This window comes from Protofrankia sp. CiP3 (assembly GCF_917627345.1).
Taxonomy (GTDB): Bacteria; Actinomycetota; Actinomycetes; order Frankiales; family Frankiaceae; genus Protofrankia.
The window spans coordinates 1-26,835 of sequence record NZ_CAKJTM010000027.1; the positions used below are offsets into that span (position 1 = coordinate 1).

General features: G+C 70.0%; 25 protein-coding genes and 2 pseudogenes. 19 read left to right on the top strand and 8 right to left on the bottom strand.

What is annotated here, in order from left to right:
- The 5 genes from pglX to MJ797_RS12145 all read right to left on the bottom strand — a co-directional run.
- Positions 1-1,636, bottom strand: a 1,636-nt coding sequence (gene pglX / locus MJ797_RS12125; RefSeq protein ID WP_239334439.1) for a BREX-2 system adenine-specific DNA-methyltransferase PglX, incomplete at its 3' end; no start/stop codon positions are given.
- A 128-nt stretch (positions 1,637-1,764) separates the two neighbouring features.
- Positions 1,765-2,004 carry a hypothetical protein gene (locus MJ797_RS12130; protein ID WP_239334440.1) on the bottom strand — a complete coding sequence of 80 codons (240 nt, stop codon included), beginning with the start codon at positions 2,002-2,004 and terminating at the stop codon, positions 1,765-1,767.
- On the bottom strand, positions 2,001-2,273 hold the full coding sequence (locus tag MJ797_RS12135; RefSeq protein ID WP_239334441.1) for a hypothetical protein: 273 nt from the start codon (positions 2,271-2,273) through the stop codon (positions 2,001-2,003). Before MJ797_RS12135 ends, MJ797_RS12130 begins: the two co-directional genes overlap by 4 nt.
- 7 nt (positions 2,274-2,280) lie before the next feature.
- Positions 2,281-3,123, bottom strand: coding sequence for an ATP-binding protein (locus MJ797_RS12140; RefSeq protein WP_239334442.1), 843 nt, complete (start codon positions 3,121-3,123; stop codon positions 2,281-2,283).
- 232 nt (positions 3,124-3,355) lie between these two features.
- On the bottom strand, positions 3,356-4,531 hold the full coding sequence (locus MJ797_RS12145) for a hypothetical protein (RefSeq protein WP_239334443.1): 1,176 nt from the start codon (positions 4,529-4,531) through the stop codon (positions 3,356-3,358).
- 115 nt (positions 4,532-4,646) lie between these two features.
- Between MJ797_RS12145 and MJ797_RS12150 the strand changes: the two genes are divergently transcribed.
- Genes MJ797_RS12150 through MJ797_RS12180 form a run of 7 tightly spaced genes read left to right on the top strand, consistent with a single transcriptional unit; the run spans position 4,647 to position 11,026 of the window.
- The gene (locus MJ797_RS12150; protein ID WP_239334444.1) at positions 4,647-5,510 is read left to right on the top strand and encodes a sugar phosphate isomerase/epimerase; all 864 of its coding nucleotides are present in this window, start codon (positions 4,647-4,649) and stop codon (positions 5,508-5,510) included.
- Positions 5,507-6,442, top strand: a complete 936-nt coding sequence (locus MJ797_RS12155) for a Gfo/Idh/MocA family protein (protein WP_239334445.1) — start codon at positions 5,507-5,509, stop codon at positions 6,440-6,442. The genes MJ797_RS12150 and MJ797_RS12155 overlap by 4 nt, the downstream gene beginning before the upstream one ends.
- Positions 6,390-7,616 (top strand): methionine adenosyltransferase, encoded by a 1,227-nt coding sequence (locus MJ797_RS12160; RefSeq protein WP_239334446.1) that lies wholly within the window; start codon positions 6,390-6,392, stop codon positions 7,614-7,616. Before MJ797_RS12155 ends, MJ797_RS12160 begins: the two co-directional genes overlap by 53 nt.
- Positions 7,613-8,491 (top strand): hypothetical protein, encoded by an 879-nt coding sequence (locus MJ797_RS12165; RefSeq protein ID WP_239334447.1) that lies wholly within the window; start codon positions 7,613-7,615, stop codon positions 8,489-8,491. Before MJ797_RS12160 ends, MJ797_RS12165 begins: the two co-directional genes overlap by 4 nt.
- The gene (locus tag MJ797_RS12170) at positions 8,488-9,546 is read left to right on the top strand and encodes a hypothetical protein (RefSeq protein ID WP_239334448.1); all 1,059 of its coding nucleotides are present in this window, start codon (positions 8,488-8,490) and stop codon (positions 9,544-9,546) included. The genes MJ797_RS12165 and MJ797_RS12170 overlap by 4 nt, the downstream gene beginning before the upstream one ends.
- Positions 9,543-10,271 (top strand): coenzyme F420-0:L-glutamate ligase, encoded by a 729-nt coding sequence (locus MJ797_RS12175; protein ID WP_239334449.1) that lies wholly within the window; start codon positions 9,543-9,545, stop codon positions 10,269-10,271. The genes MJ797_RS12170 and MJ797_RS12175 overlap by 4 nt, the downstream gene beginning before the upstream one ends.
- Complete coding sequence (locus MJ797_RS12180) at positions 10,268-11,026, top strand: NAD(P)-dependent oxidoreductase (protein WP_239334450.1); 759 nt, start codon at positions 10,268-10,270, stop codon at positions 11,024-11,026. Before MJ797_RS12175 ends, MJ797_RS12180 begins: the two co-directional genes overlap by 4 nt.
- 10 nt (positions 11,027-11,036) lie before the next feature.
- On the opposite strand, the pseudogene MJ797_RS12185 reads toward MJ797_RS12180, so the two are convergent.
- Positions 11,037-11,231: pseudogene (locus tag MJ797_RS12185) on the bottom strand (helix-turn-helix domain-containing protein); the annotation flags it as partial.
- Positions 11,232-11,619: 388 nt separating this feature from the next.
- Here MJ797_RS12185 and MJ797_RS12190 point away from each other — a divergent pair.
- From MJ797_RS12190 to MJ797_RS12215, 6 genes are all read left to right on the top strand, one after another.
- On the top strand, positions 11,620-11,775 hold the full coding sequence (locus MJ797_RS12190) for a hypothetical protein (RefSeq protein WP_239334451.1): 156 nt from the start codon (positions 11,620-11,622) through the stop codon (positions 11,773-11,775).
- A gap of 5 nt (positions 11,776-11,780) precedes the next feature.
- Positions 11,781-12,308, top strand: coding sequence for a DUF6879 family protein (locus MJ797_RS12195; protein WP_374582062.1), 528 nt, complete (start codon positions 11,781-11,783; stop codon positions 12,306-12,308).
- Complete coding sequence (locus MJ797_RS12200) at positions 12,283-13,152, top strand: helix-turn-helix transcriptional regulator (protein ID WP_239334453.1); 870 nt, start codon at positions 12,283-12,285, stop codon at positions 13,150-13,152. Before MJ797_RS12195 ends, MJ797_RS12200 begins: the two co-directional genes overlap by 26 nt.
- Positions 13,153-13,287: 135 nt before the next feature.
- Positions 13,288-14,343 carry a radical SAM protein gene (locus tag MJ797_RS12205; RefSeq protein ID WP_239334454.1) on the top strand — a complete coding sequence of 352 codons (1,056 nt, stop codon included), beginning with the start codon at positions 13,288-13,290 and terminating at the stop codon, positions 14,341-14,343.
- A gap of 119 nt (positions 14,344-14,462) precedes the next feature.
- Complete coding sequence (locus MJ797_RS12210) at positions 14,463-14,600, top strand: hypothetical protein (RefSeq protein WP_239334455.1); 138 nt, start codon at positions 14,463-14,465, stop codon at positions 14,598-14,600.
- A complete protein-coding gene (locus MJ797_RS12215) occupies positions 14,600-14,890 on the top strand; it encodes a hypothetical protein (RefSeq protein ID WP_239334456.1) in 291 nt (96 codons plus the stop codon). Before MJ797_RS12210 ends, MJ797_RS12215 begins: the two co-directional genes overlap by 1 nt.
- A 122-nt stretch (positions 14,891-15,012) precedes the next feature.
- Here the strand turns inward: MJ797_RS12215 and pglW are convergent, their stop codons facing one another.
- Together pglW and MJ797_RS12225 are read right to left on the bottom strand one after the other, a co-directional pair.
- Complete coding sequence (pglW, locus tag MJ797_RS12220; RefSeq protein ID WP_239334457.1) at positions 15,013-19,602, bottom strand: BREX system serine/threonine kinase PglW; 4,590 nt, start codon at positions 19,600-19,602, stop codon at positions 15,013-15,015.
- 206 nt (positions 19,603-19,808) lie between these two features.
- On the bottom strand, positions 19,809-20,360 hold the full coding sequence (locus MJ797_RS12225) for a GNAT family N-acetyltransferase (RefSeq protein ID WP_239334458.1): 552 nt from the start codon (positions 20,358-20,360) through the stop codon (positions 19,809-19,811).
- Between the two features lie 23 nt (positions 20,361-20,383).
- Here MJ797_RS12225 and MJ797_RS12230 point away from each other — a divergent pair, with 23 nt between their 5' ends.
- From MJ797_RS12230 to MJ797_RS12255, 6 genes and pseudogenes are all read left to right on the top strand, one after another.
- Positions 20,384-20,848: a hypothetical protein gene (locus tag MJ797_RS12230; RefSeq protein ID WP_239334459.1), complete on the top strand. Its 465-nt coding sequence runs from the start codon at positions 20,384-20,386 to the stop codon at positions 20,846-20,848.
- Between the two features lie 3 nt (positions 20,849-20,851).
- A complete protein-coding gene (locus MJ797_RS12235; protein WP_239334460.1) occupies positions 20,852-21,511 on the top strand; it encodes a nucleotidyl transferase AbiEii/AbiGii toxin family protein in 660 nt (219 codons plus the stop codon).
- A gap of 174 nt (positions 21,512-21,685) precedes the next feature.
- Positions 21,686-21,790, top strand: a pseudogene (locus MJ797_RS27475) (short-chain dehydrogenase); the annotation flags it as partial.
- 48 nt (positions 21,791-21,838) lie between these two features.
- Positions 21,839-23,464 carry a carboxyl transferase domain-containing protein gene (locus MJ797_RS12245; protein WP_239334461.1) on the top strand — a complete coding sequence of 542 codons (1,626 nt, stop codon included), beginning with the start codon at positions 21,839-21,841 and terminating at the stop codon, positions 23,462-23,464.
- A complete protein-coding gene (locus MJ797_RS12250) occupies positions 23,461-25,656 on the top strand; it encodes an acetyl-CoA carboxylase biotin carboxylase subunit (protein WP_239334462.1) in 2,196 nt (731 codons plus the stop codon). The genes MJ797_RS12245 and MJ797_RS12250 overlap by 4 nt, the downstream gene beginning before the upstream one ends.
- Complete coding sequence (locus MJ797_RS12255) at positions 25,649-26,815, top strand: acyl-CoA dehydrogenase family protein (protein ID WP_239334463.1); 1,167 nt, start codon at positions 25,649-25,651, stop codon at positions 26,813-26,815. Before MJ797_RS12250 ends, MJ797_RS12255 begins: the two co-directional genes overlap by 8 nt.
- Positions 26,816-26,835: the final 20 nt, after the last annotated feature.

A 26,835-nucleotide genomic window follows, 5' to 3' on the forward strand; every position in this document is an offset into this window, starting at 1 on the left:
GATCCTCAAGAAGCTCGCTGGCGCCGCCACCGCCCAGGCTCCATGGGTAGGAGTTGAAGATCTCCCGTGGTACATCCTCAGAGCTCACCCATGTGCTCTCGGAGCCGGGCGCGCTGATCTGCTCCTTGATGGCGTGCCACACTATCCCTTCGCGAGGGTCGGTGGGTGTTGTCGGTTCTCCTCGTATACCGAGGACAGCGCGGATGACGGCGGGACGCCGCCATCGATTGCGTCGACCGGCAAGAATCACTGTGGGCGTGCCATGCCCTGGTATGTACGCGCCAGATGTGTCGATGATGTGGGTCAGTTCGGTTCTGTCTGCGAAGAACTCCTGGATTAGCTTCTTGCCGAACTCGCGCTTCATGAAGGAGTTGGCCGTGATCTGGCCGACCCGACCGGCGCCGTGACCCTCTATGTCGGCTATCTTCGCGAGTTCGAAGAATCGCTGAGCGAACGGAACGGTAAGCGCATACTTGCCGGAGCAAGCGCTGTACAACTCCCGGTAGAGTTCGTTGAGCGTCTTGTCCTTGACCGTGATGTATGGCGGATTGCCGACGACGACGTGGTACTGGTCGTCGGTGAGGATGCCCTTATGCTCGTGTACGTCCTCGGTCGCGTACGAGAACTCGGTAAGCTCGTCGCGCTCTTCACCGAAAAGATCGAGCTGGCGCCCCTTGAGCAGCGAGTCGCCGACGGCCACGTGCAGCGGGAACGTGTAGCCGGCAGCCGCGTCCAACGTGATCAGCCCAGCGGCGCGCAGTGCGGCAATGACCAGCCGGAACTTGGCAATCGCCGCCGCGTACGGGTTGATGTCCACCCCGTAGACCGCGTCCAGCGCCAGCCGCACCCGCTCGAAGACGTCCCGGTCGGGCGCGTTCGTCTCCCACTCGGCGAGCAGGCGGTGGAAGGCGCCCAGCAGGAAGTGGCCGGAGCCACACGTCGGGTCGATCAGTTTGACGATGTCGTAGCCGAACTCCTCGATCGCCGGCGTCAGGGTCAGGTCGAGGATGAACTCCTCGACGAACTCCGGGGTCTGGAGGAGGGCGTACTTCTTGCGGACGTCCTCGGAGAGGTCCTGGTAGAGGTCGCCGAGGAAGCGGGTGTCCCAGTCCGGGTCGGTGAAGTCGTGGACGAGGACGCCGGACTGGCGCATGCGCCAGAAGGTGATCAGGTCCTTGGCCGCGTCGTGGGTCAGGGGGATCTGGAACAGCGCGTTGTGCCGCTCGTCGAACAGCCCCGCGCCGACGGGCGCCTTCGAGATCTCGCCGAAGGCGGCGAGCAGCCAGTCGCGGGCGGTCAGTTCCGGATGCTGGACGTAGAACTCGTTCAGCCGTTCCTCGGCCAGCGTGAGCCGCGCCGCCGGCCCGGCGAGGTACGGGTCGCCGATCAGCCCGTTGTCCTCGCAGAACCGGACGAACACCGTGCCGAGCACCCAGGCGGCCGCGGCCTGCGTGACCCGCTCGCCCAGCCACGCCGACCAGGTCGCAGCCGTCCGCCCGACCTTGAACGCCCGGTCGTACTCGGCCCGCAGCCGCGCCCCGACCTCGGGCACCGCGTCGACCTGAGCCCGCAGGTCCTTCTCCAGCACCTTGACCTGCTGCTTGGCGTCCTTCAGCAACGCCACCCGGTCGATCACGCTCTGCCCCCAGCCTGTTCAGCCCACCGTCAGTCCCGCCCTGTCGCCGCTCTCTGAAGGAGGGCTGTCCGATGCTACGGGGCGCTACGTCGCGCCATCGACGCGCCATGCCCGCGACAAACCACCCGCTATGACGATGCCAGGGTCTGCCGGCGGCCAGGTGGCAGGGCCAGGCGGGCGATGGTGATCGAGTGGCCGGACGGGCTGGTCTGGGTGGTCAGGGGTTCGTCGGCGGCCGGCGTGGACTGCGATCTCTGGTCGAAGATCACGATGTAGCCCGAGGACAGGCCCAGGTGGTTCAGGTAGTCCTCGAGCTGGAGGATCGCATCCTTGAGCGGGTTGGCCTTCCCGGGGCGGTGGGTTTTCACCTGGAACACCTCGCGCTGCTCGGCGCGGGTTCCCTCGCGCGTTGTGTAGCGCCAGCGCAGGTAGAGGTCAGCGCGGCCGGGCTGGGGACGACCTGCTCGGCGAGGGCCCGGGAGATTACCTCCGCGTAGATCGGGTTGGCGATCCGCGGGCCCTCCGTGCCCTCCTCGGTGATCATCCCGAGGTCGCGGACGAAGGACAGGTCGTCGGAGTATTCCAGGTCAGCGGGCTGCTCCGCGCCGGCGAGGACCGGCAGGAGGACCCTCTGCACCTCCGGCTCACGCAGGCGGCGCACCAACGAGTCCAGATGACTCGGCCGGGCCTGGATGACCCGCTCCCGGGCGGTGTCGACCTGCTCGATCGTGACCGGCTCCGTCGCCGGCACCTTCATCCGGGCGACGATCTCCGCTGCCAGCGCGTTGACCAGCCAGGGCTGACCGCCGGGTCAGCGCGTACACGTGCTCGATGGCCTCGTCGGTAAAGACGCAGCCGGTCTCCGCGGTGTGCTGGCCGTAGAGTTCCCACACCTCACCAAGCGTGAAATCCCCGAGTCGCAGCGACTCGACAATGATGTTGAACGGGCTGGGCCCGCCCGACCGCTCCGGGTTACCGCCAGTGACGATCTTATAATCGCGCACGTCCCGAAGGCCGCACAGCGCGATCGAAGCAGGGAAGGCCCCGGGGCGGTCCTCGAAACCTTCGCGGATCTGGCTGAGCACAGCGACGAGCGTCGCGCCCGTGAGCGAGTCGATCTCGTCGAGGAACAGCGCGAGTGGCCGGGGGCAGGACTCGGCCCAGGCGGCGAGCGCGCCGCCGAAGAGATCCCCGTCCGGGCCCTCGGGCCATGCCGGAGGGCGCAGCTCCGCTGGAAGGCTGAGCCGGGCCTCTCGGCTGGCCTTCGCGAGGATGGCGCGGGTGGCGCCGCCTATGTCGTCACCGAAGGCCGCGCCGCTCTGCAGCGAGAGCTTCACCGCCGCGTACTTCCCGCTGGCCGTCAGTTCGGCTGCGATTGCCCGCAGCGTAGTCGTCTTCCCCGTCTGTCTCGGTGCATGCACCACGAAGTAGTCCTCGCGCGCCACCAGACCCGGCACCTCAGGCAATCTCGCCGACGCCGCGATCATGTAATGTTTCCCCGGCACACAGGGTCCAGCGATGTTGAACCAGCGCGCCGCCACTCACCGGCCTCCTACGCCGCAAAGACCATGACCCGATCACCCACAACTCTACGGTGGCGGATGATCGTCGGGCGGCGCGCTACGACGCGGCCAGGCCGGGCTCGTCGCCTGTGGCGCGGTGCAGGTTGGCCACCCACGAGTCCGGCAGCGGCACCCAGTCGCTGCCGGTCACCAGGGGTCACCGTCCCGTGTAGCGGGCGGTGTTGTCCAGGCGGGTGGTGAAGCCGCCCGCGGTGCCGCGGGTGAGCAGCAGCAGCGGCTCGACGGCGGTCAGGTCGGGGGTGTCGGTGATGCCGCCGACTTTGCGGGTGGCGGTGACGGCGATGAGGTCGGCGCCAGGGGCGAGGTCGTCGAGGTAGGCGGTGTTGCGTCGGCCGCGTTCGCCGTTCAGCAGGCACTTGGCGGCACCCAGGACGCCGAGGGTCAGGCAGCCGCCGAGCAGGATCACGGTGGTGCCCTGGCTGAGGGTCAGGCGGGTGATGACGGTCAGGTCCGCCAGCAGTTCACCCTCGGGCGCCCACAGTGGGGCCAGACTGACCTGACCGTGGCCAGGGAAGGCGATGGCCGGGTCCGGTGGCGGGGTGAAGCGGTAGGGCAGGTGGGGGCCGAACTCGGCGAAGGCGGTGTTGCGCTCAGGGGCGCCGAGGACGATCAGGCTGTCGGGTTCGGCGTTGTAGTACTCGCCGGGGTGGAAGTCCCGGATGGTCGCGGCCGGGAAATACTGGGTGAGGTGGACACGGACGTAGAACAGGGCGTCGAGGTCGGCGAAGCCCGCGTAGCGGGCGTACAGCGGCTCGCTGGGCCGCTGCCTGGCCCGGTCCGCAGCGGGGAGGGCGGAGCAGATCACGTCCACGCGGGAGGTGGCGGTGATACCGAAGAAGCGGCCCGTCCCGTCGCCTGGGGCCGTTCCCACGATGCTGGCGGGGGCGTCGCTGCCCGGCGCGGGCGGTCCGGCGACGTAGGAGCCGTCGGCGATGAGCAGCGCGAGGGTGTCCAGTGCCTGTCCGGCGTGGCGGCGTACGGTTTTGGCCGAGCAGCCCAACACTCGGGCGAGGGATTCCTGCCGCTCGGTCAGGCTGGGCCAGGAGTGCTCACCCAGCAGGTTGAAATCCGCGGCGGCATAGCGGCGCTCGTGCGGGGTTAATGCGTCGATCGCTCTGCGCAGAGCTGCCACCAGGCGTGTCGTCTCGCTCGCCGCGTTCGACAGCGGCGGGGTCCGGACGAGCAGCAGCGCGCGGAGCGGGTCGCTGAGCGCGGTGACCGCCCCAGGATGACCGAGAGCGGACCCTTGGCGCAGCCGCAGCAGCTCAGCGCGGATGTCCTCCGGAGAGAGCCGGGCCGGGGGAATCGTCATCTGTCCAAGGGTTGTCCAATGGTCTGGATTTGTCCGGATCTTGGGGTAACTGGCGGGATGTCGCCGCTGCATGGCCCACGGGGATGGTGGTGGCTCCTCACCTCTGGAGGTGGCCATGCACGCCGCTGTCGTATCGGCGACGAACACACTGGTACTCAACCCCGACGAACTCGGCCCCGACCCGGCGCCGGGTATGGATCTGGCGGTGACGCTGAGCATCGGGCATCTGGAAATCCGCTCGGCCGGGGGCACCAACGCTGTGGCGCTGCCCATCGATCGACTACGACACATTCGCGCCCTGGCCGACGAGCGGGGCCTGAAGGTGGCGGCGCTGGCCTCACCGCTGTGGAAGTGGTGCCGACCCGAGGCCCGGCCTGGTCGGGTAGACGCCTTCGGCTTCCCGGCTCAGGTCCCGCCCGAGGAGCGGCTGGGCTGGATCCGGCGGGCATTTGAGGCCGCCGCCATTCTGGGGGCTCCGATCGTGCGGATCTTCTCTCATCTGCGCGTCGAGCCGGAGCTGACCGAGCAGATGGCCAGTGACCCGCTGCTGGTCAAGGCTCTGGGCGCGGCGGATACGGCCGGGGTAAGGCTGCTGCTGGAGAACGAGCCGGTGTGCACCGTCGCCCACGCCGAGCCGCTGCTGGCAATCCTGGACCGGTACCACGGGCAGGGCCTGGGACTCTGGCTGGATGTGGCGAACCTCCACGAGGTCGGCCAGGCCACCGGCGACGTGGTCCGCGCCTTGGCCCCGTATGTGGACTACGTGCACGTCAAAGACTACCGGCCCGACGACGACGGCCGGGTGTTCTGCCCTGCCGGTGAGGGCGTGGTGCCGTACGTCGAGGTGCTGCCACTGCTGCATGCGGCTCACCCGGCGCTGCCGTATGGGCTGGAGACCCACGTGCGCGACGCCCCCGCCGACGCGCTCACTACCGGGGCCGCGTTCCTGCGCTCGGCCATCCCGGGTGGCGTCGCGTGAAGCGGGTGCTGCTGGTCGGAGCCGGGGAGGTCGGAGCCAAGCACCTGACCGCACTCGGTGGCGCGCCTGGCCTGGTGGTCGTCGGGGTCGCCGACCCCGACCCGCACATCGAGCTGCCGTCGGACATCCCGCTTTTCGCCTCCTGGCGGGCGGCGCTGGGGGCAGTGACGCCGGATCTGGTGGTGGTCGCCTCCCCGCCGGGGACCGCGCTTGCCGCGGCTCGGGATGCCGCCCAAGCCGGAGCGATCGGTCTCGTGGAAAAGCCCGGCACCACCGACCCGGCTGCCTTGATGCCCCGGCCGGATGACGGGCGGATCTTCGTCGCGTTTCAGCCGCACTTCGCCCCCGGCCTCGATGTCCTGCTCGTCGAGCGTCCGGTTGTGGTAAAAGCCGAGGTGCTGCTGGCCGTGCGGCGGGACCCCGGCTATTTCCGCGGCTGGCGCCGTACCTACGCCGCCGCCGGCGGGGTGCTGCACCAGCAGGCCATCCACGGCCTGGCTCTCGCCCTGCGGTTGCTGCCCGGCGACATTGAGGCGGTCGAAGCAGAGGTGGTGCATCGTCGGGGCCTAGTGGAGACGGAGGATCACGTCACCGCCACCATCACTCTGTCCGGTGGGGCCACGGTGCACGTCAACGCCCGCGTCGACCACCCTGGCCCGCCCGTCCACGAACTCGTCCTCCACCTCGCCGACGGGCGCCGTCTTGAGGTACGCGGTCGGAACCTCGAAGCCGGACTCGGCGAGCCAGCCGCCGCCCCCACACACGAGAAGCTGCGGCACGCGATGTACGCCGCGGTGCTGGACGCCGCCGACAGGCGCCCGACTCACCCCTGCCTGTTCTCGCTGACGGCGTTGCGGCGCCCACTGGAGGTGATCGACCGTGTCTACCGTGACGCCCACGTTGTCCGCGCTGCGCACACCGCTGCCGCATGAGTTGCCCGTCGAGGTCGTCGAACGCAAAGGGATCGGCCACCCCGACACCCTCGCCGACGGTATCGCTGAACTCGCCTCCATCCGCTACAGCCGGCACTGCCTGGAGGTGGCGGGGGCGGTGCTGCATCACAACCTGGACAAGGTCGCTGTGCTCGGCGGCCGGGCCGCTTTCACCGATACAGACGGCATCTACGACCGGCCGCTGCGGGTCGTTTTCGGCGGCCGGATCTCCACCAGCTTCGCTGGCCGTCCGCTGCCGGTGCGGGAGATCCTCCAACAGGCGGCCGTCGATCACCTGCGTGCCGCTCTGCCAGGCTTCGACCGGGTGACGCTGGAGGTGAGACACGAGACGACCGACTCCTCCAAGTTCCCCCACTGGTTCGCCCCCCGCTCCCTGGACGATCTGCCCGAGAGGCCGACGGCGTTCTCCAACGACACCGCCTACCTCGTCGGATCGGCCCCGCGGACGGCCACGGAGACCGTGGTGCTGCTCGCCGAGGCGTGGTTCCGGCGCTTGCCGTGGGCGGGCAGCGATATCAAGGCCCTCGCCGTCCGAGACGGCGCGATCTGGACGGTGACGGTGTGCGTGCCCGCCTTGGCCGGCTATCTGACCAGCTCCGCAGAGTGCCACGATGCAGTCACCGCCGCGGCTGGCGAGCTGACCGCGGTGCTTCAGGAGCATCTGCAAAGCCGGGTGACGGTGGTGTGCAACACCCGCGGCAGCCGCACCGGCCCCTTGTCGGGGCAGTACTTCACGCTGTCGGGGTCGGCCGTCGACTACGGCGAGGACGGTTTGGTGGGCCGGGGCAACGCCCGCACTGGCGTGATCAGCGGCGCCCATCTGGCCGGGAATGAGGCGACCTTCGGGAAGAATCCGGCCTACCACGTCGGCAAGGTCGGTGGCTGGCTCGCCGATGAGGCCGCCCGCGCGGTGGCCGCCGAGTTCGGGCCGTGCCGCGTCGCGCTGCTGTGGCGCAACGGTGCCCCCTACGACGAGCCCGCTTTTATCGAGATCACCGTCGGCAGGGGAGCGCCCCCTGGGGAGGCTGAGGAACTGGTGCGGGCCACGCTGTGCCGGACGGACTGGATGGACGAGCTGCTGTCCGGCCGGTACCTGCCCGCCATCGCGCCGGTCGGGGAGCTGCTGGCTGCCCTGGAACGGACCGTCAGATGAGCATGTGCCGACTCGTCACCGGCCACGTCTCCACCCGCCTCACCCTGCCCGAGCAGCTAGACACCACGGCCGCACGGGCCGCCGACCGGGCACTGCCCGGCGGATGGACCTTAACGGCAGCCCCCGCCACGGAGGCGGTGGACGTTGAGGTCACCACGGGAGCTGCGGCCGTCACCGTCGCGAGGGGCACCGTACGCCTTCGGCTGCCCCCGTCCGTGGCCGCCTCGGACACGTTGGCGTACGTCACCTACACCGCGACTGAGCGCGTCCGCCAGCAGCAGCACAAGGTCACGGTGCACGCCACCGCCCTGATCGCACCTGACGGGCGGGCGGTCCTGCTCCTCGGCGCGAAGGGCGCGGGCAAGACGTCTACCGCGCTCGCGCTCGCGACGCGAGGCTGGACCCACGCCGGAGACGACTTGGTCGTCCTCGGCGAGAGCGACGAGGGCGTGGTGGAGGTGTGGCCGGGCAAGTCCACCGCCGCCGTCCGCGACCCGACCCGACCGCTCGCGTCGAAGCCCCAGCACGTGCTGGAGCCGTTCGCCACCGGTTCGGTTCCGCTGGCCCGGGTCGTACGCCTGGCTGTTCACCCGGGGCTGGTCACGGCGTCACTGACGCCCGCGTTGCCGCTGTCGGTAAACGAGCGGCTGCGGCTGCACGAGATGCTGGCCCGCTACATCTCCGGCCTGCCCACCCCCATCACCGGCGTTGCCGAGGTGCCGTATGGGCCGGTGTGGCCACTGGACACACCCGCTCTGGCCCGTTGGCGCAGCCGCCTGATCGCAGCCCTGACCGGCTGCCAGTTCGAGTACCTGTACGCGCCTGGCCCCGAGACAGCCGCTGACCTGCTGACCAAGGGTGCCGATACGAGGTGAACGCCGCCGTGATCCTGCCCAGCCGCAACGAGCCGGCTACCATCACCGCCGTTACCACCGCCGTCGACACCGCCCTCGGCGACCCGTCCGCGGTCATCATGCACGCCGACTCATCCGACTCCCCGGACACCGCCGAGCGCTTCACCGCCACCAACACCCGGGCTGTCAAGGTGCCACTGACCGGCCTGGTACGGGGCAAGGGCGCCCAGATCCTGGCCGCCGCCCGCCGCTTGGACCTCACCGGCGCTGATGCGGTGCTGATCGCGGATACCGATACCCGGAACCCGGACCCGACCGTCTACGCCGCGCTGCTGCAACGTGTGCGGGCCGGGGCCGCCTTCGCTATCGCCGACTACCCACGGCACTGGGACGAAGCCAACCTCACCAACCACCTTGCCCGGCCGCTGATCGCCGCCACTACCGGTCACGACGTTCCCCAGCCTCTGGCCGGAGACCTCGCCGTGTCCCGGGACGCTCTCACCGCCGTCCTCCACGCTGTCGGGACCCTGCCCCCGGCGGTCTCGGCGTGCGTGGATGGGTACGGCATCGACGCATTCCTCCTGCTGACTGCCGCCAAGCTTGGGCGCATCGCCTCCGTACGGCTCGACACACCCAAGCAGCATGCCGGCTCCTTCCCCCACCTCCCCGCCATCTACCACCAAGCCGTCCCCGTCCTGCTGCACCTGACCGCGACAGGGGTCCCGCACCCGGTCCCGCCGGGCAGCGGACCGGCGCTCTACCGGGCCGCCGACCGCGACATCGAGGCCGCCCGGCTTCAGTGCATGTGCGCAACACTGGACAGCTTCGGCCCCTGCCTCGGCGGATATGATGAACATCGGTGGCCGCAGGCCGCCGCAGATGCCTGGCACGCCGTCACCGCCGGCACGTCGGCGCCCGGCGCGGCTCGTCGTCTGTGGCCGCACTACGTGCGGCGCGTGATCGACTGGCTGATCAGCGGACAGCACGCCGCCACCCGGCAGCGGGCCGAGGCGCTCGCCGTCGCACACGCTCGCCTGCACACCGCCGTCCTCACTTTCACAGGAGCCCGACGATGACCGCCGCCCCGACCTCCGGCTTCTCTGCCTTTGCCCTGGAGCCTTTTCCTGAGCTCCAGCCGGGCGACGACCTCGCGAGCACCATCGCCGACGTCCTCACCCGCACCGGCACCGAGCTGCAAGACCGGGACGTAGTGGTGGTGGCCTCCAAGGTCGTGAGCATCGCGGAGAAGCGCTACGTCGGCCTCGCCAGCGTCACCCCCAACGCGGAGGCCCTGGAACTGTCCGCCAAGACAGGCAAACCCGCCGAGATCGTGCAACTGATCCTGGACTCCAGCGACAGCTACTTCCTGGCCACCGAGAAGGGCCCGATCATCGCCCGGCATACCCTCGGCTACCAGCTCACCTCAGCCGGGATCGACCGTGCCGGCACCGAAGGCGCCTGGCTGCTGCCGCTGGACCCCGACGCATCCGCCCGCGCTCTGCGCGACGCCCTGATCTCCTACACCGGCTCAGACGTCGCCGTGGTGATCGCGGACTCCGACGGCCGCGCCGACCGGCGCGGGGCCACCGTCATCTCGATCGGCGCGGCGGGCGTGGCGCCGCTGCGGACGACGGAGCACGGCGCCAAGAAGCAGGAGGAGACCTTCACCGACCTCATCGCCGCGGCGGCCGGGATCATCCTCGGGCAGCGCGGCCGCGGGGCACCCGTCGCCGTGCTGCGGGGCATCTCCTACCCGCGGAGCGAGGAGGGCGTGGCGTCGATGCTCCACCACCGCCCGTGACCCTGCTGATCACGGGCGCGGCCGGGACCATAGGCACCCGACTGGCCGCCGATCTGGCTGCCCACGGCGTCCCGCTGCGGCTGCTCGACCAGCAGCTTCCCGTCGGCGGGCCGCCCGCGGGTGCTGAGTTCGTCCAAGCCGACCTGCGTGACCTGGAAGCGGTCGAGAGGGCCACCACCGGGACATCCGCTGTCGTGCACCTTGCAGGGATCACCCAGGAGGGGCCGTTCACCGAGATGGTGGAGCACAACATCACCGGCACCCACCATGTCCTGGAGGCCGCCCGCCGCGGGCGGGTACCGCGCGTGGTGCTGGCCAGCAGCCACCACGTCACCGGCCTGAACCCCGTGGGCGCCCCGACCGCGCTGCTGGCCCCCGACAGCTTCTACGCCGTAACCAAGGTCACTGCCGAGGCCCTCGGCTACCTCTATGCCCACAAGACCACCATGCAGGTCGTCGCAGTACGGATAGGCAGCTACCGCAGCCACCCCGACGAACCCCGCCACTGGGCGACCTGGCTGAGCCCTCGCGATGCCACCGCCCTGCTCTACACCGCTGCCACCAGTCCCCTGACCTCCCCGTTCCTCGCTGTGTACGGCACCTCCAGCAACAGCGAGTCGTGGTGGCCGCGCACCGGCTGGGACGCCCTCGGCTACCAGCCCGCCGACAGCGCCGAACAGCACGCCGAGCCTGGCCCGCTGGCCGACCGTTTCATGGGCGGCGCCTTCGCCGACGACGAACTTCCCACGTCGTAGGAGCGTGATGAAGCAGGTCGGCACGCTGCTGTTCCGAGACGCCGTAGGTGTTGAGCAGCGCGATCATCGTGCAGCGCTGCGGCCGGGAGCTGGCCGTAGCTGTCTCGTGCCGGTAGAGCGTGGCGAGGTTGATCCCGGTCTCCGCGGAGACCTGCTCACGGGTGAGCCCGGCTGCCTCCCGCAGGCGGCGCAGCTCGGACGCCAGCCGGCCCGCGCCCGCTCGGCGATCGAACCGCTATCCACCCCCGACGCGACCCATTCCACCCCCCGTCAGTCCATGATCACAATGGCGTTGACATGGCAAAACGCCGGGTCATCTGCTATGTCACATGCGATGTTACAAGTCGCCACAGGGAGTCAAGCGTGCCGCTGGAAGGAGCGTGTCGCCAGCAATTGATCTTACTGTTGACGGCTGCTAGAAATCAGCGCCTGTGTCGGACATTGGCCCCCGCCCCTCCCCACGCCACGATGGTCGAGCAGTTTGCTCCAACTTCGAGCTAGGAGGCCTAGTGCATGCCGAATTTCTCGGCAAAGACCCCGAATCTACCGAGGGTGCATCCCCTACGCTGTTCGCCACGGACAGGGCTGACCGCGTGACCTACATCGCGCAGGGGTGGAAGGTCACCGACCCGCAAGCGCTCGCCGACATCGGTCCGGTACCCGACCACGAGACCTTGATCGAGATCCCCGAAGAAGTCCTTACGTTCTACGCTCGCCGCTACGCACAGGAGAAGGGGACGGACAACTGACCTTCATCGAGCCAGGCCCGGAGTTCGCCAAGCTCTTCGAGACCTTCGAGCACACGGCCTACCGGCTGGAGACACGAGACCGGTACAGCTCTCCCCGTGAGGTTGAACCGCTGCGCAAGTTCCTCGCCGGGGAGCCGGACGTCTCGTACCACGAGAACTGGCTGAGCATGGTCCGCCAGGCAACGGCCGAGGGACGCCGGTTCTCCCGTGTACGGGTGGTGAGTTTTCCGCTCACCGACTACATCCGCTTCGGCATGTGGGTGGCGGGCTACACCCGCGAAGCGGGTGACGATATCCGCTACATCACCCGCGACCAGGCTGTCGAGCTGCCGAAGTACGACTACTGGCTGTTCGACTCCCGCAAGGTGCTCAAGATGCGCTTCACCGACGATGACCAGTTCATCGGTGGGGAGGTCATCGAAGACCCCGCCGAGATTGTGGAACACAACTACTGGCGTGATGCGGCACAGCACCACGCTATCGACCGAGATGAGTTTGTTGCCAAGTATGAGCAGCGGGACGACCGGCATTGACGAAGCGCGCAACGCGCTAGGCAAACGACTCCGCGAGCTTCGGGTAGCCGCCAAACTATCCGGTAAAGAGCTCGCGGAGTCTTTGTCGTGGACAGGTTCCAAAGTCAGCAAGATCGAGAATGGCAAGCAGACACCGACCGATGACGACATAAAGGACTGGACAAGAGCCACTAACTCAAAGAATCAAACAGCAAGTCTTCTCGCCGCGCTACACAACCTTGAGCTTCAACATGCCGAGTGGCAGCGGGTACTCAAAGCGGGCATGAAATCCCACCAGCTCACGCTGTCGCAGCTTGACGAGAGGACCAAGTTCTATCGCGGATTCGAGAATACGGTAATTCCTGGGCTTACCCAGACGCCCGAATATGCCCGTGCACGCTTCGCCCAGGTCGTGATGGTGCACAAGGTGCCTAACGACATTAACGAGGCTGTGAAGGTCCGTATGCAGCGTCAGGAGATGTTGTACCGGCCAGATAAGCGCTTCCACTTCGTCATCACAGAAGCCGCACTTCGCTACCGCCTGGTCTCGCGGGACATCATGATCGGCCAGCTCGACCGACTGATGGCGATGACCTCTATGCGTAACGTCAAGCTCGGGATCATCGACTTCAAGACCCAGTATGTCACCGATCCCCGGCACGGCTTCTGGGTGTTGGACGACCACCTTGTTCAGTTCGAGTCGTACTCGGCGGAAATCAACCTGAGGCAGCCGCAAGAGATCGAGCTGTACTCGGGCATCTTTGAGCACCTTGCCGCCGTCGCCAGCTATGGCAGAGAGGCACGAGCCATCATCAGTTGCGCCATGCGGGATCTGGCTGACGAAGCCGAGGAACTTGGCTCCTGATTTCCTCAGGTCAGATGGGTAAAAGTTTTTCGAGAAAAACCGAGAAATTTGCTTCTTAGCTCAGCCTTTCCTCCCTACTCTCCCGTGAGAGACGCCGAACCGCGTCCGTCCTCAAGGGATTCGGGAGTTAGCCAGGTGGCCACCCGTGTTGCCCTGCTGAGCAGGGATCAGATCGACCAACTACCGGAGCGCGCCCGCGAAGTCGTGGAGTACCGCAAGAGCGGCCTCAGCCTGAACCACATCCAGGGGTGCCCGCTGGACTGCGCGTACTGGATCCGGCACACCTACAGCCTATGGGATCAGCGCGTACCGCGGGCGCTCATGAGCGACGCCCGGGCCGTCGAAGAGCTGGTGACTCACCGGTACTTCCAGCCGCACGTGACCCCGGTGCAGGTGTTCAACCGGGCAACCGACCCGTTCTTGCCGGTCGTCCGCCCGCACACCCTCGCTGTGCTGGAAGACCTCGACGAGCGCGGGCTGACCAATCACGTCCTCGTCATCACCAGGCACCAGATGAAGCCGGAAGACCGCGAGCGCCTGAACCAGCTCCGGCACATCAAGCTGACGCTGTTGTTCACGTACAGCGGCATCGACAACAAGGAGATCGAGCCCTACCCGTCGCACGTGGCGGCTGACTCGCTGAAGCTCATGAGTGGGCCGGCGCGGCGCCGGTATCGCACAGTTCTCTCCTGGCGCCCGCTGGTGCCCGGTCTCAACGACTCACCGGAACACCTGGACGCGGCCTACCGGCTTGCCCAGCACGCCGACGCCACGGTGTTCACCGGCCTGTTCTACCGGGGCGAGATCGCGGGCTACTACAAGGCCAATGGCTTGCCCGAGCCGTACGACGAGACGGCGCGGCGCAAGATCGTGCCGGAGACGCTGGAACAGCGGGTGCTCGCTGCGTTCGACAACACCACGCCGTTGTTCCGCAAGACCTCATGCGCGGTCGCTTATGCCCATGGTCTTCCCGACTACAACGGCCACTATGGCATCGGGCGCGAGTTGTGCGACATCTCTGGCGGCTCAACGCCGAGGCTGACCGGCCCGACCTGGCCGTCATCCTGGAAGCCGATCCCGAGATCATTGCCGAACGGCTCCAGGAGCGCGGCCCGCATAACCGCTTCCAGCTCAGCCCCGGCAGCAGCCACGCCGAGGCGCACTTCTACCGGCAGGCCACCGAGCGGCTGATTCAAGCGGGCTTCGATGTGTTGCGGCTGGACGTGAACCGTCAGCCTCCCGAGCAGTCCGCGGCGCTCATCCGTGACCGGCTGTTGACGTTCTTCGCTCCGACGGCGGGGTGAATGGGCATGGTCGAGACGACCACGGAAGCCGACATCGGTAGCGAGGTCGAGCACCTGTCAGGCCATCGACTGCTGTGCGGACAGATGATCGAGCGCCTGGAGTCGGACGCCAACGCGCACGTGCTCACGCCGGACGGCTCGTGATGAATCAGCGCGACCTGCGCGTGGGCATCGCTCAACAGCTCAAGAGCATCAACGACGACGCCGGGGCGTTCGTCGCGGGCCTCCTTTCCGACGATATTCCCCAGGACGAACAGATCACCTTCGCGCTCCGGCTCGTGCGGCTGGCCGAGCACAGCCTCCGCCAGCCGCGCCGCCGTGCCTACGTCAACCACCGAACCAGCCTGTGTGCCGTTCAACGAGGGTCTTTTCCGACCGAACCAGGTTCATCCCGGCCTGATCCATCCAAACCAACCCTTACACGAACCATCTGACACCCCCGGGATACCGAAGAAGCGGGAACACTCCAGAAACGAACAAGACGAAAGATCCGCTGTCTCGGCGGTCGCTGGCAACGGGTAGGGCCCGCGCATTGATCGCGGAGTATCAGGAGCCGCTACGACGCGGCCAGGCCGGGCTCGTCGCCCGCGGCGCGGTGCAGGTTGGCCACCCACGCGTCCGGCAGCGGCACCCAGTCACTGCCGGTCACCAGCTGCACGAGCGCGCCGTCCAGCCGTGGTGGCAGGCTCGGCTCGGTCGTCGGGCAGAGCAGCCACAGCGGCCGGCCGCCGGCCTGCGCTCGCGCCCGCTCGGCGAGTGTGAACAGCACGTCCAGCCCCCGGCCGTCGTACCGGCCGAAGACGCCGGCGTCGTGCAGCAGCAGCGGTGCGGGCTGCCCGCCCGGCCCGGTCCGGCCGGCGGGGGCGTCAACCAGTTCGGTGAGTAGCGGCGCGGCGCGTTCCCAGGCGAGCCGCACGTACTCGGCGAGGTTCGCGGCGGCCCGGCTGCCGGGCTCGGCGGTGTCTGCGCGCAGGATCGTCGCCCACGTCGGCTTGGGCCTCGGGTCGACCTCGGCGTGCAGCGCGTCGAGGAACACGGCGGCGACGTCGACCAGTTCGGCGGCGAACCGGTGCGGCTTCGCCAGCTCGGCACGTGCCGTCAGGTAGTGGCTGCGCCGGACCGTGAGCGCCCGGAACCCGCCGGTCTCGGCGGCAGCGGCCAGGCGCTGCTCGACGGTTGCTGCGGCGACCCGGCCGGGGCCGTCGTCGGTCAGCGCCGAGCGGCCGGTCCAGCCACCCAGGTCGGTGGGCTGGCGGACGACCGGTGTCGGCCGGGAGCCGAGGCCCATCGAGGAGAACAGGCCGTGCGGCGGCGCGTAGCCGCCGCGGGCGTGCTCCCAGTCGAGGGTGAACCCGGCGTCACGCAGCGGGCCGTCGAGCCGCGGATGCGGCGGCAGCTCGGTGTCCAGCCCCGGGAACCGGGCCAGCACCCGCTCGTGGATCGTGTCGACAAGCAGTAGAGGCCGTTCGGCGCGCTCGTCGGACCCGGCGGTCTGTACCGGGATACCGCCAGGGCGGGCCGACAGGACGCCGGCCTGGGAGAGCCGCAGCGCCCGGACGAGGCCCAGGGCGCGCGGGTAGATCTCCAGGCGGGCGTTGGTCGCGGCGGTGCGGGACGTGGCAGCGGCCAGCCGGACGAGGCGCGGTGCGTCGAGCGCCGGCATCCCGCCTGGGCTGTCCGCGGCGAGCTCGCGCAGCACGGTCGCCGGGCTGGGGAGCTCCTCGGCCCTCGCCAGCCGGTCGGCGGCCTTGCCGAGCGCCACCGCGTAGTCGAGCAGCGCCGGCGCCGACGGGGTGGCCGGGCCGTCGGCCTCGGTCACCTCCAGGGCGACCAGCATCCGCTCGTAGTACTTCCGCCGGGCGATCCGCGGCTCGGAGTCCAGGTCGACGGTCTCCAGCGCGGCCCGGACGACCGCAGCCGCCCGCGCCCGCGGCGCGCTCGTCCCCGGGGAGCTGCCCCGGCGGGCGAGCACCGCGGTGACCAGCTCGTCGAAACCCATCACCCGGCCGGCGTCGGCGAGGATCTCGACCAGCTCGTCGTGCACCGAACGGACGGCGGCGTCGGCGTGCCAGGCCTTGCGCCGCGCGATCAGCACATGGGCGATCCGGCCCGGCGTCACCCCGACCCGCCCGGCGACCAGTTGCTGTCCCGGCCAGAGGGGCAGGTCCGGCAGCGTGCCGGCGGCGTCTGGCAGGCCGAGCAGCAGGCGGGTCGCGTCGGCTTCGGTGATGGCCCGCGTAGAACGGGGCAGTAGCCGGGCGGCCACCGCCTCGACCGGCATCCGGGCGTAGTCCGTCGCCGTCGTGGGCTGGGCCGTCGGTGGCGCGTCCGCCGGCGGGGGTTGCGGAGCCGGAGTGAGCGCGCGGCGCCACTGCCGGATCCGGGTCTGTAGTTCCTGGCGGGTCTTACCGGCCAGGCCGGGCAGGCTGATGATGTCCTTCGAGCCGAGGTCGAGCAGGTCGCCGACGGTCGTCGCGTCGAGCCGGTGCGCCGCCGAGACCGCGCGCGGTGACAGGCCGGCCTGCTCGAGCGGCGTGTCCTCGGCCGCCTGGGCCGCGGCCTGGTCCGGGGTCAGCGGCTGCTTGCCGACGGCCGGGTGGACGCTTGGCACCGGCGGCGTCGAGTCGGCGGCGCGGAAGACGGCGAGCCAGGCGTCGCGCATGTCCTTCAGCGAGCCGAACCGCTTTCCCGCGTCCCGGTCGAGCGCGCGCAGGAAGAAAGAGGTGAGGCCGGCCCGGATCGCCGGGTCGAACGCCTCGGTCGCCACCGTCGGCGGGCCCTCGGTGAACCGCGCCTCGGTGGAGCCGTCGCCCCACAGCGGCAGCTCGCCGGAGGCCATCTCGTGCAGCGTGACCGCCAGGGCGTACCGCTCGGCCTGGTCGTCGTAGGTGGTGCGGGTGCCGGCGCCGAGGAACGGGTCCAGGTAGCGGGGCGTGCCAGCGGCCGTGTCGCGCACGGAGTGGTTGGCCAGCGAGAAGTCGATGAGCACCAGCTGCCAGGTCCGGTTGGGCCGGCGGCGCAGGACGATGTTGTCGGGCTTGAGGTCGCGGTGCGCGACGCCCTCGCCGTCGAGGTAGTCGACGGCGACGAACAGGTCGCCTGCGAAGATCTCCAGTTCGTCGACCGAGAGCCGGCCCTCGCGCAGCTTGCGGGCCATGGTCTGCTCGCCCGCGTGGTCGAGGACGAGCACGGTGCGCCCGCCGATGACGAGGGTGTCCTGCCGGGCCAGCCGGATCACCCGCGAGTCGCCGAGGCGGCCCAGCATGTCCGCCTCGTGCTGGAGCCGCGCCGCCCGCTCGTCGGAGAGCGCGACTTTCAGGACCTCGTCGCGGTTCGTCTTCTCGTTGCGCGCGAGGAACGCGCGGCTCGTCGAGCCGGTACCCAGCCGGCTCCTGATCCGCCACTCCCCGCCGACGAGGTCACCGCGCTCGGCCTCCAACGGGTCCAGCTCCGGCGCCGGCTCCGGCGGCAGGTCGACCGCCGGTGTGGTCGCGCTCTCCGGTGCCGCGACGGCCGGCGCCGTGAACTCCTCGACGACGAGCTCCAGCCAGTCGAGGAACTCGCCGACGGTGGCGAAGCGGTCCTCCGGCTTCGCCCGGGTGGCCAGCGCGACCAGGTCGTTCGCCGTCTCGGACAGCGAGTCGACGACCGCTGACGGGTACAGCCCGCCGGCCTCGGCGAGCCGCGCCTTCAGCGCGTTGCGGGTTGGCGCGGGGGCCTCACCGGTCAGGATCAGGTAGGCGAGCGCGCCCAGGCCGAAGACGTCGATGCCGACCGGGTCCGGGTACGGGGCGTCGACCTCGGGGGCGAGGTAGCTCTCCGCGGCCCGTTCCAGCTGTGGCAGGAACCGGTGCGCGGGCTCGATGGCGAGCGCGACCGAGGTCTTCGTCATCGAGCCGGTCAGCTGCCCCGTCGACGCGTCGATGTCGCGGGCCGCTGCCTGCCAGTCGCTGATGACCAGCCGGGGGGAGAGCCAGCGCCGCTCGCTCTCCGCCTGGTCCTCGCCGCGGCGGGTGGACGGCACGACGAGAACGCTGCGGGCCGCGAGCGCCCGGTGGTAGAGGTGGCGGCCGTGCGCGTAGTCGAGCGTCTCGGCAATCTCGCGGATCATGCGCAGCCGGGTGCCGGCGTCGAGCCGGTCGCCGTAGCGGGCGAGGTAGTGGTCGAGGCGCATCTCGTCGGGGTGGTGGCGGAAGATCAGCGCCGGGCCGGCCTCATGCTGCTCCAAGCCGTCGACCTGGACGATGCCCTGGTGGTCGATCCCGTTGAGGACGAGGAACTCACGCGTGGCCGCCGCCTCCCGGGTGCGGCGCTCGGCCTCGCCCGCTCCCGTCTCCACCAGGTAGATCCGCACGCGGCGGCGCGCGGAGGCCATCTGCGTGTGCCGGGCGTGGTAGTCCTGCCACGTCGGGCCGGACTCGAAGGCCGGGAACTCCAGCTCCCACGCGCCGACACGCCGGTGGCGCCCGCTGCGCGCGATCCCGGCGGCCGGGAGCAGCGTCGCGAGCCGCCTGGACGTCTCCGGGCTGATCCGATGGCGTTCGTCGCGCAGCGGCGCGTCCAGCAGGCCCGACCAGATCGGCGGGAGCGCGCCCGCGGTGCCCGCCCGCACCGGGGCGCCGCCGTTGTGGGGCTCCGGGCCGAAGATCCCGTGCAGCTGGAAGTCCGGCAGCTCGACCTTCAACATCCCGTTCGAGAGGAAGACCGCCGGCTGGAAGAACGGCATCCGCAGCTTGCCGAGTCCCTGCGCGCGGGCCGCGGTCTCCAGGAGGTGCTTGAGCTCCTTGGACTTCTGGTTCGCGAGGATCAACGGGTTGTCGAAGATCAGGTCGCCGCCGGACGGCCGGTGCTGGACCCAGTTCGGCCCGGAGGCCGTCAGGCGGCCCGCCCAGCTCTTGATCTCGATGAGGTACACCCCGCCGCGGGCGACAACGAGCAGGTCGACCTCGCGCAGGTGCCCGGTCGACGCGACGAAGGTGAAGTTCGACCAGGCCCGGTACGGCTCGGCGTCTGGCAGCAGCCGTTGAACATGCTCCAGCGCCTCCCGCTCATGCGGGAACTGCGACGCCGTGACCGTCGTCCAACGCCTGTCCCGCACCCCGTCTCCCCACTGCTCTCGCAGCCAGGCCCGAACGACGGCCCTCACGCTGCCGACGAACCCCGCTGATCCCAGCCCGCGACATTAGCCCACAATGCGGCATCCGTAGCAGCGCGCACCCGTCACCGGCCGCCCTACGGCCCCGCGGGTACCGGCCAGGCGACGCACGCGTCCCTCTCGACGCGCCCATCCCAGCCGCTGCCTCTTGCCGAGCCGTTCCGGCACTCTGGACGGCGCTCTGGTGGCTGTAGCCGTCACGGGACCGAGGAGCCGCCACGGTCCACGCGATACACGTAATGCAGGGGATCATCGACGGGGTTGTCCGGGGTGATCGGCCCCTCCCCGACCCGCCGCAGGCCGGCTTTCTCCAGCGCCCGCCAGGACGCCCGGTTGGCTGCCACGACCGGCACCACGACGCAGCTTGCATCCGGGTGATCGGACCAGGTTCTCGTGACCATCGAGGCGATCATCCTGGGCCCCAGGCCGCAGCCGGTCCGTGCCGGCTCGCCGATCAGATAGTCGATGCTCATCGCCCCGGCGGGGACCTCCACGACCGGCGCCAACTCGTCGTAGTACTCCGGATAGTCGGCGATGCGGCACCGCTGCACCAGCCCGAACGGCCGGCCATCGAGCAGGGCGAGGAAATCCTCGGACGGCTCCTCGCGACGGGCGGCAGGGCCGAAGTCGCGCTGGACGGCCTCGACAGTGGTCTCATGGTTCCACCATCGGGCGACGTGCGGCTGCTCCAGCCACGCCCGCAACAGATCGAAGTCGGGCTCGTCCAGATGCCGCCAGGCGATCGCCATGGATCACTGTAGGGTAATGGTAGATGGCCCTGCGCGACAGCCTGCTCCGCCTCACGATCGCCGATCTCTACCGCCCCCTGTGGTCACGGCACATACTGCGGGAACTCCAGAGCACGATCGTCCGCGGCGATAGGCTGAGGAGCATGGCCGACACGCCTCGCACGGCGACGCCCCGCTTCGAGCGGCCGTACACGGTCACGGGAGACTTGGACCTGCTGCGTGGGCCGTCGTCCGGCATCGTCCGCCTACCCACGCATCTGGACTGGTCGGGCAGCGCGGAATACGATCTCGACGCTCCTGGCAGGATCGTCGACCTCTACCGTGCTGTCCTGATCGAGGCAGCCAGCCCGCAGGACCTCTACACCTACCTGGATGGCGCGATGCTGCGGCGGCTGTGGGCGCTGCTGTGGTTGCCGGTACCGCTCAGGGCAGCCTGGGAGCAGAGGTTCCCGGTTCTCGCTGACATCAGTCGGGCTACCGCCGCGTAGACCGTGGAACCACGGCATGAGAAGATCGCGAAGATTGCCCTGGCCGCCGGGGCGCGGTACGGGCTCGCGCTCGCGGGTGGCTACGCGGTCCAGGCCCATGGAATCGGCGCCCGCCCGAGCGGCGACGTCGATCTGTTCACCAGCTGGCACCACCGCGACGAGTTCCCACAGCTCGCGTCCGCGGTCATCGCCGCGCTCGACGAGACGGGGTATACAACCACCGTCGCGATGCGGGCCGAGACCTTCGTGCGGCTGATGGTGACGGATCGTGCTGACGGCGCGGTCGAGAAGGTGGAACTCTCGGCGGACTGGCGGGCGCACGATCCGGTCCTGCTGGACATCGGGCCCGTCCTGCACGCGGACGACGCCATCGCGAACAAGATGTGCGCCCTGTTCGGACGGGCCATGCAACGCGACTTCCTTGACGTCGACGCAGCAATCATGAGCGGTCGCTACACGCGGCGGGAATCGCTCGACCTCGCCGCCGCGACCGACCCGGGCTTCGACCCGCTGGTCTTCGCGGACGCGCTCGGCGCGCTGACGCAGATCACCGATACCGCGTTCGCCGAGTACAAAGCCGATCCCGGCTCGGTCGCTGAGATGCGCCGACGGTTCGCCGACTGGCGAGCGCAGCTCTTGGCAGACACGCCCCGGCCGAGCTGATCCGCAGTGCTCATCAGCCCTCCGGGCCAGAGCGGAGCGAGGCAGTGCAAGGCAGAGTGAGACGGACAGCAACAGGATGCCGGCGGAGAACGACGTGGGGAGCCATCCGGCCCGCCGCTGGCCAGCAGCCGGGGGTCCGGAGGCCAGAAGCACGGCGGCCGGCCCGTACAGGCTGGCCAGCCGGAGGACATCGCCGCGGCCTGCGCGTTCCTGCTCTCGTCAGGAGGCCGGGCACGCACCGGACAGCTTCTGGGCGTGGACGATGGGCGGAATACCTGAACCGCATCCGCACCTTCGAGCAGGCAGGCAGGCGATGAGGGCGATCAGATGAACACTCTCCGGTCAGCCGCGTCCGGGCACACCTCGGGCGCGCCCTCCGGTACGGACGGGACCGGCAACGCGGCGGCGCACCGCGCGCTGGTCGCCCACCTGCGCTCCGCCCTGGCGACGGCCGCCCAGGGCGGGTCGCGGGAGGCCCGAGCCCGCCACGTGAGCCGGGGCAAGCTGCTGCCTCGCGAACGGATCGACACCCTGCTCGACCGTGGCAGCCCGTTCCTGGAGCTCTCACCGCTGGCCGCCTGGGGCATGTACGCCGACGAGGCGCCGGGCGCGGGGATCATCACCGGCGTCGGGCGGGTGGCTGGCCGGGAGTGCATGCTGGTGGCCAACGACGCCACCGTCAAGGGCGGCACCTACTACCCCATGACCGTGAAGAAGCATCTGCGCGCGCAGGAGGTAGCCCTGCACAACCAGCTGCCCTGCCTCTACCTCGTCGACTCCGGTGGGGCGTTCCTCCCGTTGCAGGACGAGGTGTTCCCCGACCGGGAGCACTTCGGGCGGATCTTCTACAACCAGGCGACGATGTCGGCGGCGGGTATCCCGCAGATCGCCGCGGTGCTGGGCTCGTGCACGGCCGGTGGGGCCTACGTCCCGGCTATGAGCGACGAGGCTGTGATCGTCCGAAACCAAGGAACGATCTTCCTGGGTGGGCCGCCGCTGGTGAAGGCCGCGACCGGCGAGGCCGTGTCGGCGGAGGACCTCGGCGGCGGGCTGCTGCACAGCAAGGTCTCCGGGGTCACCGACCATCTCGCCGACGATGACGCCGACGCGCTGCGTCGGGTCCGCGCGATCGTGGCCAGCCTCGCCCCCCGCGCGCCCCGCCCGTGGGACGTCGTCCCGGCCGAGGAGCCGGCAGCCGACCCGGCCGAGCTGTACGCGCTGGTGCCCACCGACAGCCGGATCCCCTACGACGTGCGCGAGGTGATCGCCCGGATCGTCGACGGCAGTCGGTTCACCGAGTTCAAGCGCGACTACGGACCGACGCTGGTGACCGGCACCGCCCGGCTGCACGGCCACCCGGTCGGCATCATCGCGAACAACGGGGTGCTGTTCAGCGAGTCCGCGGTGAAGGGGGCGCACTTCGTCGAGCTGTGCGACCAGCGCCAGATCCCGCTGGTGTTCCTGCAGAACATCACCGGGTTCATGGTCGGGCGGGAGTTCGAGGCGGGCGGGATCGCCAAGCACGGCGCCACGATGGTCACCGCCGTCGCCTGCGCACGGGTCCCGAAGTTCACCATCGTGATCGGTGGCTCGTTCGGCGCCGGTAACTACTCGATGTGCGGTCGCGCCTACTCACCCCGCTTCCTGTGGATGTGGCCGAACGCGCGGATCTCGGTGATGGGCGGCGACCAGGCCGCCGCCGTTCTCGCGACCGTCCGGCGCGAACAGCTGGAAGCCCGCGGAAACGACTGGAGCGTGGAGGCTGAGGATGGGTTCAAGGCGCCGATCCGCGAACAGTACGAGCGTCAGGGCAGCCCCTACTACTCGACGGCCCGGCTGTGGGATGACGGTGTGATCGATCCGCTGGACACCCGCACCATGCTGGGGCTGGCCCTGTCGGTGGCGGCAAACGCACCGCTGGGACCCGTCCGCTACGGCATCTTCCGGATATGACCGATACGGGCCCGCCTTTTGACGTCGTACTGGTCGCCAACCGGGGGGAGATCGCGGTCAGGGTCATCCGTACCCTGCGGGCGCTCGGCATCCGCTCCGTCGCCGTCTACAGCGACGCCGACGCCGGCGCCCGGCACGTCCGCGAGGCCGACGAGGCGGTGCGGATCGGCCCGGCCCCGGCGCGGCAGTCCTACCTGTCGGTGCGGCACCTGCTCGACGCGGCCCGGCTGACCGGGGCGCAGGCGGTCCATCCCGGGTACGGCTTCCTGGCCGAGAACGCCGCCTTCGTGCGTGCCTGCGCCGACGCGGGGCTGGTCTTCATCGGGCCGTCCGCGCACGCCGTCGAGGTGATGGGCGACAAGATCCGCGCCAAGCGGACGGTGGCCGCCGCGGGCGTCCCGGTGGTGCCCGGCCGCGCCGAGCCGGGGATGAGCGACGACGACCTCCTCGCCGCCGCGGACGAGGTCGGCTACCCCGTGCTGGTGAAACCGTCCGCCGGTGGGGGCGGCAAGGGGATGCGGCTGGTCACCGGCCCGGCCGCGCTGCGCGGCGAGCTTGCCGCCGCCCGCCGCGAGGCGGCCACGTCCTTCGGCGACGACACCTTGTTCCTCGAACGGTTCGTCACCCGGCCCCGGCACATCGAGGTGCAGATCCTCGCCGACGCCCACGGCCACGTCATCCACCTCGGCGAACGCGAGTGCAGCCTGCAGCGCCGCCATCAAAAGATCATTGAGGAGGCGCCGTCGCCGCTGCTGGACGCGGCGGCCCGGGACCGCATCGGCGCGGCCGCGGTCGACGTCGCCCGCGCTGTGGGCTACACCGGCGCGGGCACCGTGGAGTTCATCGTCGGCGCCGACGACCCGGGACGCTTCTACTTCATGGAGATGAACACCCGGCTACAGGTCGAGCACCCGGTCACCGAGATGGTCACCGGGATCGACCTGGTCGCCGAGCAGCTCCGGATCGCCGCCGGCCGGCCGCTGACGATCATCCAGGACGGTGTGCGCCTGACCGGGCACGCGATCGAGGGGCGCGTCTACGCCGAGGACCCCGCCCAGGGCTTCCTACCCACCGGCGGCACCGTCGTGGCGCTGCACGAACCGGCAGGCGACAGCATCCGCGTCGACTCCGGCCTGGCCGAAGGCATACGGGTGGGAACGGACTACGACCCCATGCTCGCCAAAGTGATCGCCTGGGGGCCGGACCGGGCGACGGCGCTCGCCCGGCTGGACGCGGCGCTCGCCCGCACCGCCGTCCTCGGGGTCAGGACCAACGTGGCGTTCCTGCGGGCGCTGCTTGCCCACCCCGGCGTGGTAGCCGGTCGTCTCGACACCGGCCTGGTCGAACGGGAGCTGACCGGGCTCGTCGACGGCGGCGTCCCAGCCGGCGCGCTCGCGGCCTACGGCCTGGCGCGGCTGGTCGAGGCACAGCCGGCCGGGCCGGTGATCGACCTGTGGGATACCCCCAGCGGCTGGCGGGCCGGCGGCTCACCGGCTCCCCTGATCTGGCGGGTGGCGCTGCCCGCGGGCGGCAGCGCCGAGGTCGCCGTGACCCCCGCCGCCACGCCCGGGGCCGCCGGGACCGGTCCACCGCCTGGAACGCCCGGCAGGCGGCCGTCCCACCGGCTGGCCGCCGGGCTGGCCGCTACCGTCAGCATCCGCCGTGAGCCCTCCGCGACCGGGACGCTCCGCCCGTTGTCCCGGTCGCTTGAGGCAGGCGCCGTTGGGGCAGGCATCGACGACGGCGAGCCCCACCCCGCCACGGTACGCACCCTCGGCGACGGCTGTGAGCTGCTGGTCACCGTGGACGGGCACAGCCGGCGCTGGTGGTACGCCCGCGACGGGCAGGTCCGCTGGCTCGGGGCCGGCGGAGCCGCGTGGGCCCTCACCGAGGCCGGCCCCGCGGCCCGCACCACCGCCGCCTCAGCCGGTGTCGCCGAGGTCCGCAGCCCGATGCCCGGCACCGTCATCGCGGTCCACGTCCGTACCGGCGAACAGGTCACCGCCAGCCAGCCGCTTATCATCGTCGAGGCGATGAAAATGGAGCACAGCCTGGCCGCACCTGTGGCTGGCCAGGTCAAGGACCTGCTCGTCAGCCCCGGCGAGCAGGTCAGGATTGACCAGTTGCTCGCCGTCGTGGACGCGGCCGAGCCGGCCACCACACCCGCAAGCGGGGAGCCGCCCGATGCCTGACACCCGCCTCACCGACGAGCAGGAGTCCCTGCGCCGCACCGTCGCCGAGTTCGCCCGCGAGGTCGTCGCCCCGGTGGCGGCCAGGCACGACGAGGACAAAACCTTCCCGTACGAGGTCGTCGCTGGGATGGCCGCCATGGGCCTGTTCGGGCTCCCCTTCCCCGAGTCCTACGGCGGGATGGGCGGTGACTTCTTCACCCTGTGCCTGGCCATCGAGGAGCTGGCCCGGGTTGACTCCTCAGTCGCGATCACGCTGGAGGCCGGCTGTTCGCTCGGGGCGATGCCGATCTACCGGTTCGGCACCGAGAAGCAGAAACGCGAATGGCTGCCGATGCTGTGTTCCGGCGCGGCCCTCGGCGCGTTCGGCCTGACCGAGCCGGCGGCCGGCAGCGATGCCGGCGGCACCCGTACCACCGCCTACCTGGACAGCGGCATGTGGGTGATCAACGGCTCCAAGGCGTTCATCACCAACTCCGGCACCACCATCACCCGCCTGGTCACCGTCACCGCCGTCACCGGCACCAGCGGCGACGACCGGAACGCGGACCGGACGAAGGAGATCAGCAGCATTGTGGTGCCGGTCCCCGCCCCCGGCTTCACGGCGGAGCCGGCGTACTCCAAGGTGGGCTGGCACGCCAGCGACACCCACCCGCTGGCCTTTGTCGACGTGCGGGTACCCGAGGCGAACCTGCTCGGCGAGCGGGGGCGCGGCTACGCGAACTTCCTGGCCATCCTCGACGAGGGCCGCATCGCCATCTCGGCGCTGGCTGTGGGCCTGGCCCAGGCCTGCGTCGACGAATCGGTGGCCTACGCCAGGACCCGCCATACGTTCGGCCGGCCGATCGCCGCCAACCAGGCGATCTCCTTCAAGATTGCCGATATGGAGGCGCGGGTCCACGTCGCCCGCACCGCCTACTACGACGCGGCCGCCCGCATGGCCGCGGGACTGCCGTTCAAGAAGGAGGCCGCGATCGCGAAACTGGTCAGCAGCGAAGCGGCGGTGACCAACGCCCGGGAGGCCACCCAGATCCACGGCGGCTATGGCTTCATGAACGAATACCCGGTCGCGCGGCACTGGCGGGACAGCAAAATCCTTGAAATCGGCGAAGGCACCAGCGAGGTACAGAAAATGATCATAGCCCACCACCTCGGCCTTTGAAGATTTTGATCGAAACCAGG